This window comes from Metabacillus arenae (assembly GCF_014773385.1).
Classification (GTDB): Bacteria; Bacillota; Bacilli; order Bacillales; family Bacillaceae; genus Metabacillus_D; species Metabacillus_D arenae.
Window position 1 is genome coordinate 48,721 of sequence record NZ_JACXAI010000037.1, and the last position, 10,493, is coordinate 59,213.

The 10,493-nt window shown below is 39.3% G+C and carries 7 protein-coding genes and 1 pseudogene; 4 read left to right on the forward strand and 4 right to left on the reverse strand.

Going from position 1 to position 10,493, the window contains the following annotated elements; genetic code table 11:
- Window positions 1-24 precede the first annotated feature (24 nt).
- Window positions 25-1,977, forward strand: coding sequence for a TRAP transporter permease (locus IC621_RS21800; RefSeq protein ID WP_191161425.1), 1,953 nt, complete (start codon window positions 25-27; stop codon window positions 1,975-1,977).
- Between the two features lie 3 nt (window positions 1,978-1,980).
- Window positions 1,981-3,063, forward strand: coding sequence for an NAD/NADP octopine/nopaline dehydrogenase family protein (locus tag IC621_RS21805; RefSeq protein ID WP_191161427.1), 1,083 nt, complete (start codon window positions 1,981-1,983; stop codon window positions 3,061-3,063).
- Between the two features lie 489 nt (window positions 3,064-3,552).
- Here IC621_RS21805 and IC621_RS21810 read toward each other — a convergent pair whose 3' ends face one another.
- Window positions 3,553-4,092, reverse strand: a complete 540-nt coding sequence (locus IC621_RS21810; RefSeq protein ID WP_191161429.1) for a TetR/AcrR family transcriptional regulator — start codon at window positions 4,090-4,092, stop codon at window positions 3,553-3,555.
- Window positions 4,093-4,258: 166 nt separating this feature from the next.
- Here IC621_RS21810 and IC621_RS21815 point away from each other — a divergent pair, with 166 nt between their 5' ends.
- Complete coding sequence (locus IC621_RS21815) at window positions 4,259-5,176, forward strand: alpha/beta hydrolase (RefSeq protein ID WP_191161431.1); 918 nt, start codon at window positions 4,259-4,261, stop codon at window positions 5,174-5,176.
- Between the two features lie 453 nt (window positions 5,177-5,629).
- A pseudogene (locus IC621_RS21820) lies at window positions 5,630-5,725 on the forward strand (IS3 family transposase); the annotation flags it as partial.
- Between the two features lie 114 nt (window positions 5,726-5,839).
- Here IC621_RS21820 and IC621_RS21825 read toward each other — a convergent pair.
- Genes IC621_RS21825 through IC621_RS21835 form a run of 3 tightly spaced genes read right to left on the reverse strand, consistent with a single transcriptional unit; the run spans window position 5,840 to window position 10,003 of the window.
- Entirely contained in the window at window positions 5,840-6,679 is an 840-nt protein-coding gene (locus IC621_RS21825; RefSeq protein ID WP_191161432.1) for a PRD domain-containing protein, read from the reverse strand.
- A gap of 27 nt (window positions 6,680-6,706) precedes the next feature.
- The gene (locus IC621_RS21830) at window positions 6,707-8,134 is read right to left on the reverse strand and encodes a glycoside hydrolase family 1 protein (protein ID WP_191161433.1); all 1,428 of its coding nucleotides are present in this window, start codon (window positions 8,132-8,134) and stop codon (window positions 6,707-6,709) included.
- Between the two features lie 3 nt (window positions 8,135-8,137).
- The gene (locus tag IC621_RS21835) at window positions 8,138-10,003 is read right to left on the reverse strand and encodes a beta-glucoside-specific PTS transporter subunit IIABC (RefSeq protein ID WP_191161434.1); all 1,866 of its coding nucleotides are present in this window, start codon (window positions 10,001-10,003) and stop codon (window positions 8,138-8,140) included.
- Window positions 10,004-10,493 lie beyond the last annotated feature (490 nt).

Sequence of the window (10,493 nt, forward strand, 5' to 3'; positions counted from 1 at the left end):
GAATCTGATATCAGGAGGTTCACCGTGTCTGAAAAAAAAATAACTGATTTGGAGATTCAAGAGAATTCTGGCTCAAGGAAAGCCCTTAGTGGGATAGAGTTAAAGCTTTTCACCCTTATAGCCATATTTATGTCGTTATTTCACCTATATGTGCTAGGATTTTATCCAATTACACCATGGGTTTTATACACAGTCCACTTAGGATTAGGGGCCATTTTAGTTTTAATGGTTTATCCAATGAGGAAATCAGCGCATAAAAGCCAATTAACTACCATTATTGATTATCTATTAATATTGCTAGTTTTATTTGCAGGATCTTACCTCATTATTGAAATGGATGAATTAGTTTATAGAATAGGTGTCGCCCCTACATCTTTGGACTTACTAGTTAGTATTATTTTAATTGTTACAGTTTTGGAAATTACCAGAAGAACGACAGGATTAATTCTACCAATTTTAGCTTTAATTTTTATCTTGTATGCACATTTTGGAATGTATATTCCAGGTGATTTAGGACATCGAGGTTATAGCTGGGACCGCATATTAAGTTATTTGAATAGTATGGATGCTATCTTTAGTGTACCGATTGGTGCGTCTGCAACCTTTGTATTCTTATTTATACTATTTGGATCCTTTTTAGGCGAAACGGGTGGAAGTAAGTTTTTTATAAACTTTGCTATTGGTGCAACTGGTGGAAAAAGGGGAGGGCCAGCAAAAGCAGCTGTTGTTTCAAGTGCTTTATTTGGTTCGGTTTCTGGAAACTCAGTGGCGAATGTAGTTTCAACAGGTGTTTTTACTATCCCATTGATGAAGAAAATTGGCTATCCTGCCCGTTATGCTGGTGCGGTGGAATCAGTAGCATCAACTGGCGGACAAATTATGCCGCCTATATTAGGATCAGCCGCTTTTATTATGGCTCAATTGCTGGGAACTTCCTATCTTAATATCGTTTATGCTTCTATTGTACCCGCATTATTATACTTTTTTACAGTCATGATCATGATTGATTTACAGGCGGCCAAATTAGGCTTAAAGGGTTTACCTAAGAATGAACTTCCTAACTTAAAAAATGTTTTAGTGAAGGAAGGTCACTTATTTATTCCATTGTTAGTTCTAATTTTTACGATGACCATTTTAAATACAAGTCCAATTAAAGCTGCAATTTGGGCAATTGCATCAACAATTATTGTATCTTTTTTTAAAAAACATACAAGGATGAACTTTTCAAAACTCATGAATTGTTTAGTTGACGGAGCCCAATCTGCCCTTGGAATGATTGCGGCATGTGCAACTGCTGGGCTCGTCATCGGAGTTTTAAATTTAACAGGTGCTGGGTTAAAATTTGCCTCACTGATTCTATCAATAGCTGGTGATAATTTAGCATTGGCCTTGGTTATGACCATGTGTGCAACGATTATATTAGGAATGGGACTTCCTACAACCGCTGCCTACTTAATAACAGCCGCCGTTGTTGCCCCAGCATTAATTCAGATGGGCGTATCTCCTTTAGCTGCACATATGTTTGTATTCTATTTTGCTTGTTTGTCAGCGTTTACACCACCTGTGGCACTTGCAGCATACGCAGCTGCAGGTATAGCTAATGCGAAACCAATGCAGGTTGCAATGACATCCATGAAAATTGGAATTGTAGCATTTGTCATTCCTTTTGTATTTGTCTATGGCCCAGCTATTTTATTACAAGGTACACCGACTCAAATTATTGTTGCTACATTAACTGCATTAATTGGGGCATTCGTACTGGCATGCGGCGTAGAAGGATGGTTTATAGGTAAGATGGCTAATATTCTCGTAAGAATTTTACTCGTTGCAGCCTCTTTAACACTTATTGTTCCAGGGTTAATAACAGATGCAATAGGTTTAGGATTAATTTTAGCTAGTATAATAGTTCAATTGTACTTTAGTTCCAAAAAAGAAGATCAAAAAGTAACAAAAAAAATAAACGAAATAGAGGGATAAAAAATGAAATTTACTATTATTGGAGCGGGAAATGGCGGTCAAAGTATGGCTGCGCATCTTACCCATCTAAATCATGAAGTTGCATTATATGATATTCAAACTGAATTAATTGCAAAAATTAAAGAAAATGGTGGTATTAAGGCAGAGGGCGTATTTGAAGGGTTTGCTTCTGTAACTGCAACAACAGATTTGGAGTTTGCTATGAGCGAATCCGAAGTAATAATGGTAACAACTACTGGAACGGCCCATAAGAGTGTTGCTCGTTCTATTGCACCGTATCTTAAAGACAATCAGATTATCATGATATTCCCAGGCTATTGGGGAGCTCTTGAGTTTAGAAATATATTTAACGAAGTCGGAATGAATAAAAAAGTTTATATTGCTGAAACGGAATCCCTTATTTATACTTGCCGCTATATTGAACCAGGGCATGTTCGTATCAGAAAGATAAAGGAGAATTTAGAGTTTGCCACTCTCCCAGCAACTGACGCTTCAATCGTAAAGGAAAGACTAAAAGAAGTTTATCCGCAATTAGTTGCTACGGACAGTGTACTAACTACTACCTTAAACAACTTGAATCCTCAATTTCATGTACCTATATTGTTATTAAATACTGGCAGAATAGAATCAGAGGGAGATTTCTTCTTTTACCCAGATGGTGCAACGCCGTCTGTTGTAAATGTAATTGAGGAAATTGAAAATGAACGATTAGAAATCGGTAAAAAATTAAATATAAATCTATCTACTTGTCCAGAACTTCTTAACAGATTCTATGATGTGGATGAAGATAATATATACGATGCAATTCAAAACAATCCAGCTTATAAGACTGGTAAAGCACCGGCGACGATAAATTATCGGTATATTTATGAAGATATTCCTTATGGGTTATATCCATTTGTAAAGCTAGGTGAAAAATTAGGTGTAGAAACTCCTGCATCCAATTTACTTATTGATTTGGCATCCTTAATTAGAAAAGAGGATTTACGAGCAAATGCCTTACAATTAACTGATTTAGGTTTAAACAATAAAACACCAGAAGAAATTGTTGAATACCTAAAAGGAAATAAGAAAGCATATAATTAAATTACTGAATATTGAGTAAACAACTCCGTATAACTTAGGTAGGTTACAAATAGAAGACCAAATCATTAGTAGATTTGGTCTTTTATAATTGCAACAGCTGTTCATTGACGAAATAATCTTGACTGGGGGATTCAACGAGTTGATGCCTGTCGAAGCAAACAAGGGAGCTTTTATCAGTCGAATTAGAAGATTTAAGGAACTATATCAGTTAATATAAGCATCTTAGTTATTCCACGAACGCGAGATTGTTGAACAAAGAGCTGGTACCTTTCTTTAAATTTTGAGGGTAAAAATTCAGTTACCGACTTTATTGTAGAAACATATTTTACAATGGTAGGTATAATGCGTGTTTAAAGCTTGGTTAGTTACCAACTTTATTTTCAAATCACAACGGTGAGGGGGCTGAAGATCTTGTCACACAGGCTTCTATGGGAGGACCAACTCCCCTCGAGATAGAGTCTCCATGGTGCTCTTTCTATATTGAGGAATCTAAATATGTTTTTTATATAGCTGCACAACTTGCGTTGCTACAGCTTCAATATCACTATCTACTTCTTCTAGTACATAAGATTCCAATACTCCCATTGTTGCCGTTCCTAAAAACTTCAAAAAAATATGCCTATCGATAAGGGGATTCGACTCTTCATTAAGCTTTTTATTTATCTCCCCCATAGTAAAAGCCAATAGCTTTTTGCGAAAGGATGAAGCACCTTTACTTTTAAACAATTCCGCAAAAAATGATTTATGCTGCTCAAAATAAGAAAACCATAATATCGAACCTTCTATAATGCCTTTGTCTTGTTTTTGATCACATATTTCTCGCAATTTTACTAAATGGTCATCCACAACCTTACCTAACAGATCATATTTATCAATATAATGTAGGTAGAATGTTTTTCTACTAATGTTGGCTTTTTCCGTAATATTTTTAACCGTAATCTTGTCAAACCCTTCCTTCACTAACATCTGCAAAAAAGTCGATTGAATAGCCTGTCGAGATTTTAAAATTCTTCGATCTATTTTATGCACACAGCAGTCCTCCTCTATTTTGTACACAATCAAAACAATTCGTGTATTAATACGCATATTGCTTAATGTGGTAATTGAATCAACTGCTCCTTCATTTTAATATAAATATACACAAGGCGATTAATACGCACAAGTGTATTTAAAACATGAATAGGTGGTTTTAACTGTGACAGTTACTAAAAAGAAAGTAAAATTTCATGTACATGGGCTACAAGTAGCAGCAATAGTAAATGCACCTAAACATGCTGGAGAAAAGAAACAAAATCCAGTAATTGTTTGCATTCATCCGGGCAGCAGCTGTAAAGATCAAACGGCGGGCATTTATGCGGAGAAACTTGCTGAGCTAGGGTATGTAACGATTGTATTTGATGCATCCTATCAAGGAGAAAGCGAAGGCGAGCCTCGTTATGCCGAATACCCGGCTGCACGTGTTGAGGATATTCGGTCTGCGGTTGATTACCTAACTACACTAAATTATGTCGACGAAAATCGTATTGGCGTGTTAGGTGTTTGTGCAGGAGGCGGATATGCTGTAAATGCTGCAATGACAGAACGTCGCATCAAAGCAGTTGGAACAGTCGTCGGCGTGAATATCGGTCGTGGATATCGTGAAGAAGATCCAATCAAAGTTTTAGAGGAAATTGCTCAACAACGCACTGCTGAAGCGCGCGGAGCCGAACCTATGGTTACACAATGGATTCCTAATAGTCATGCAGAAAGAGAAGAAGCTGGTATGTCTGAACTCGATCTTGTAGGAGCGGTTGATTACTACAGAACACCAAGAGGTCAGAACCCTAACTCTCCAAACAAATTGAAATTCACCAGCATGGACTCGGTAATCGGTTTTGATGCTTTCCATTTAGCAGAAAGTCTGCTGACTCAACCTTTGCAAATCATTGTCGGTGACGTACAAGGAGCGTTTGGTTCATACAAGGATGGTCATGAGCTTTATGACAGAGCAGCTTCTGAGAAAAAAGATTTGTTCGTTATTGAAGGGGCAAGCCACTATGACCTGTACGACAGGCCAGTGCCAGTGAGCAAAGCCGTTGAAAAATTGGGCGCTTTCTATAAAGAAAATCTTTAATAATGTAAACGGGGGTTGTCTCAGTTACTTTTGAGACAGCCCCTTAATGATTTCTAGTATAACCAGTCTCTCTTATAAGTTGTTATCTTAAAAAATCGGTCAATGGGTATAGGAATTTATCTTGAATTCAAGTCTTCCGCAAACGGGCCATATTCTGGAGCAATACCTTTAAAGAAAATTGGATTTGTAGGTTAAAATTTAGAAGAGATTGTGAAATTCTGTACTTAAAGTAACGGGCAGGTTCAATAAGAAATTTGGAAGGAAAGATGGAAGGTGTATCGAAATGTGGATTTTAAAGTTCGAAAATTGATAAAAAAAATTGATAATTTATAAAAAAGATTGATAAAAATGATCTCTTGGGATATTAAGAGGTCATTTTTTTTATTCTTCTGATATTTCAGAGGTGATTCATTTGGCAAAGCGTAGTAGAACTAACTCTATTGATAAGAATCATCAGAACTGCTTTATCTTCAAGAGTTCCAGAGCATGGATCATTTCATTGAGGAGTTAAAAAGCTACATGACCTATTATAACCACAAACGAATCTAGGCAAAATTAAAGGGCATGAGTCCGGTTCAATACCGGATTCATGCCCAGAAAGCTGCTTGATATTTGTGCCTAACTTTTTGGGTTCAGATCAACGAAGGCTCTTTTTTTGGGTAATTAGGTTTCATTGGTTGTAAATCTGACGAGGTGAATAATTAGATAAAAGACTTCTTCGTTGGTACTGTATTTGCCAGTCATGCTTTCGCAGTAGGTAGCGATGGATTGGGCGCATTTGAATTCGTTTGGATATTTGGTTTTGTGGTGTTCGTATAGGAATGAGTCCTTGGAATTCAGTTGTTTGTTGTCGAAGATTCGTCGGATAAAGTATTGCAGGTGGGTGACGAATCGGTTATATCGCATGGATTGGTGGTCGAGTTTGACATTTAGTTGGTACCGTACGATGTTAAGTATATCTTTGAGCATGGTGACGGCGAGTACGGTGTTTTCAAAGTTTTCTTCCTCGTTTTTGGCGTTGACGAGGTGAAAGGCGATATTGCCAGCTTCTTCTTCTGGTAAGTTGATGTGCAGGTGCTCGTTTAGGTGTGTGATGACGATCATGCCTGCTGCGTACTCTTCCGGGTAGTGAATGCGTACGTCGTTTAAGAGTTTGTTTTGTAAGATTACGCCTTTTTCGACGCGTTCGATGGCGAAGGCGATGTGGTCGAGTAGCATTAAGAAGTAGCGGTCGTCGAGTTCGTTACGCCAATCGGATTTCATTTCTTCGAGTGCGCTATTGATTGTGTCCAAGTAGTCTCTTGGGATGCTTTCGAGTAGGTGGACGTATTCTTGTTTTGTGCGCTGATCTTTTGGCGTGAAGATTTTTTCGACAGAGCTTTCCTGAATGAGATCGCCTTCTTTGCTATTGAAGCCAAGGCCTTTTCCCATGACAATGATTTCTTGTCCATTTTCATCGCTTGAGAGCACAAGGCTGTTATTTAATACTTTTTTTACCTTCATTAATCATCACCATCTTTATCGTAACATTTACGTGCGTTGGCATAGCCTTTCATTTCCGTTGGATGTAATGACACGTTGATACCAGTAAAAACTGTCTTTTTTGATTCGGCTCATGTCTTTTAAGTCAAATTCTCCCCGGTTTACGTATATGAATCCGTATCGTTTGGCGTAGCCTTGGTGCGTACTGACAACGTCCATCGCAGCCCATGGGCAGTAACCGAACACTTCAACGCCATCAGAAAGAGCCCATTGAATTTGTTCAAGATGTGCTTGAATAAAGTCGATTCGGTATTCGTCGTGAATAGCGCCATCTTCTGTGAGTTCATCGGGTGCGCCGATGCCGTTTTCGGTAATGATGATTGGCAGATGGTACCGTTCGTATACTTTTCTCAAGGTGAGGCGTAAGCCAACCGGATCGATGACCCAACCGTATTTTGTTTTATTGACATATGGATTTTCCTCTGGTCGATAGACGCCAGGTTCGCCTAGCATAATTTGCTGGTCACCAGCTCGGGGGCTTACGTCACTTGAATCTCCCCTACTCTCTGCAATCGTTGCGGTTGAATAATAATTGATGGCAATAAAATCAGGTTGCCCTTGTTGGATCGCAAGCAAGTCGCCTTCTTCAATCACAGGTGTCCAGCCGTTCTCTTCTAGGTAACTCCATAATAATCGATTGTATCGTCCGTGTACAGCAAGATCGAGAAAACTCCAGCCACGGAGCGTTTCCCAGTTATGGGCAGCAATCGCGTCTGCTGGTTTGCTGGTTGCTTGGTACATGGATGTCATATTTAGTGCTGGTCCAATTTTTGCATGTGGACAGAGTTCATGGCAGAGTGACATCGCTTTTCCTTGCGCAACGAGCATGTGATGATTTTGCGTATAAAGCTCTTTTTTGGATGGCGACGATCCACCTTTTGGAATGCCGACAGCTCCAGGATGTAAAATGAGCGTGTTTTGTTCATTGATTGTGAGCCAGTGCGTGACTTTGTCTCCAAAGCGTTCAAATAAAATACGGGCATAGTTCGCGAAATCATCGATTGTCTCGCGGTTGTTCCATCCGCCTTTTTCTTCAAGTGCGTACGGGAGGTCAAAATGGTACAGCGTGACGATGGGTTCGATTCCGTAATGAAGTAATTCGTCTATAACACGCTCGTAGTGGGCAAGTCCTTTTTCATTAATGGTGCCGGAGCCTTCTGGTAAAATACGCGTCCAAGCAATGGAAAAACGGTACGCTTTTAGGCCGAGCTCATGGAACAATTTGATGTCTTCTTTGTAGTGATGGTAGTGGTCGCTCGCTACGGTGAAGCCGGCGGTGCCTTCTGGATGATCCATCATATCAATGACGGATTTTCCTTTGCCGTCTTCATTCCAAGCACCTTCGACTTGATAAGCAGATGTGGAAGCCCCCCAAAGGAAATCCCTTGGGAATGGCTTCAGATTTGTGTAATGCATAATTTATGCCTCCAGTTTCGTAATGTGCATCAGTGGTTTGCCTGAAGAAATGCTTTTTTCTTTAATTACATCCAATGAATTAAATTCGTCATGATTAGTGATGATGATCGGTGTGACAGTTTCATATCCTTTTGCCTGAATGGCTTGCCGGTCGAACGTGACAAGTGTATCACCCTGTTCTACTCGGTCGCCTTGTTTTACGTGCGTCTCAAAGTATTCCCCTTTTAGGCTGACTGTGTCAATCCCCACATGGATCAATAATTCAATGCCATTGTCGCTTCGAAGACCAACGGCGTGCTTGGATTCCATCATTGTCAAGATCTCACCGGCAAACGGTGCTTTCACTTCATTTTGATCCGGTAAAATCGCAATCCCTTTTCCAATCAGTTCATTTGAAAAGACATGATCGTTTACAGTGTTTAGGGGCATGACTTTTCCGGATAGCGGACTAGCGATGACTTCTGTTTGGTTCATTGTTTCTGTTTTTGTATGTGTATGTGTTTGTGTTGTTTCTTCTACTGAATCCTCAAAGCCTAAAATCCATGTTGCGGCAAATGCGACAACAAACGCAATGGCAATGGTAATGAGTGCGTGTATGATATTCATTGGATTCTCCCCGATAAAAGCAGGGATAGCCGCAAGACCTGGTGAAACGAATGCGTAGCGGACAAGACCAGAAAGACCGGCATAAATTCCTGCACATGCCCCACCAATCATCGCCGCGATTAATGGTTTCTTTAATTTAAGTGTAACTCCGTAAAGTGAAGGCTCTGTAATCCCAATTAAGGCAGTGAAACCAGCAGAACCAGCTAATTGTTTTAGCTCTTTGTTTTTTGTTTTCAACGCAACCGCAAGCGTAGCAGCACCTTGTGCGATGTTGGATGCAAGCATTCCCGGTCCATTAATCATTTCTTCTCCACTATTGGATAGCTGCGTTGTAGCAATAGGAGTCATTGCCCAAGCAGTTCCAGTGATAATTAGGAATGGCTGTAGTCCACCCATTAGCATTGGGATTAACCAGCTTGCACGGTTGTTGATTGTTTCAGCGCCAAGGGCAACGAGATCATTTAAATAGGTGCCGATTGGTCCAATGACGACTAACGCGAGAGGTGCTGTAATGATTAAGATTAACATTGGTTTCAAAAAGAACTTAATGATCGATGGCGAAACACGTTCAGCAAAGCGTTCAATATACGACATAATCCATACGGTAATAATTATCGGTAAAACAGAACCAGCATAATCCGTTAAGCGCACTGGTACGCCCATAAAGAAAAGGGCTTCTTCAGAGGCTAAAATCGTTGACCAGTTCGGGTGTAGTAACACGCCTGCAATGGTCATGGATAACACCGGATTGGTTCCGAACTTAATTGATGCTCCGTATGCAAGTAGTACAGGCATAAAGAAGAATGCAGCATCCGCGACAGTGTTTAAGATAAAGAAGGTTTGGCTTTCATCAGTTAATACGCCTGTTAACACAAGCACCGCCAAAACGGCTTTGATCATCCCGGCACCAATAATGGCGGGGATAAATGGTGCGAATGTGGTAGAAATGACGCTAATTAAACGAGAAATGACGCTCTTTTTTTCTTTTTTGACGATATTAGCATTTCCACTTGGTTGCTCGCCCAGTTCTTTTTTTATGGCAAGGAAGGCTTGTTGGACTTCATTTCCTACTATGACTTGGAATTGACCGCCTTTATTGACGACTGAGATGACGCCCGGTAACTTTTCGATTTTAGCAGCTTCGACTTTAGAAAAATCAAAGAATTCAAATCGAAGTCGGGTCGCACAATGGGTTATCATCGCTACATTTTCTTTTCCACCTACAAGTTTTAATATGTCTTTGCCTAGCTGTTTATAATCCATATCTTAATCCCCTTTTTACGCATTACTGATATTAGTAAACATAAAAAAGACCAAAATAAGATGCACCTATCCCGTTAAGAAATAGAGCAAATTATTTTGGTCTTGCCTGCTTTACCAGTAACACGCCAATTTAATTTGTTGATTATAATGAAACGTTTACAAATAAATTATCATAACTATTTGTGTATTACAAGAGTTTATTGATATCCTTTTCATTTTCTTCAATGGTCTGTTCGTCTTCCGCGTATTGGAATTCGTTTACCACTATGGTAATCATTAATCACTCTTTATTCCATAATAAGTAACTAGATAAAAGTATTTTACGAATAAGTATCATAGAATTTTAGGCATGACAAAAAAACCTAGAGTTGTCGATTTTTAAAAAATGACTATTGTAGGTTAATTATTGTCTGTTTCGTTAAGACGAGGTTGATACGGTTGTCCGTCTCTCAAAATCGCAAAAATAATGTGGGTTAGTTTTCGAGCAACT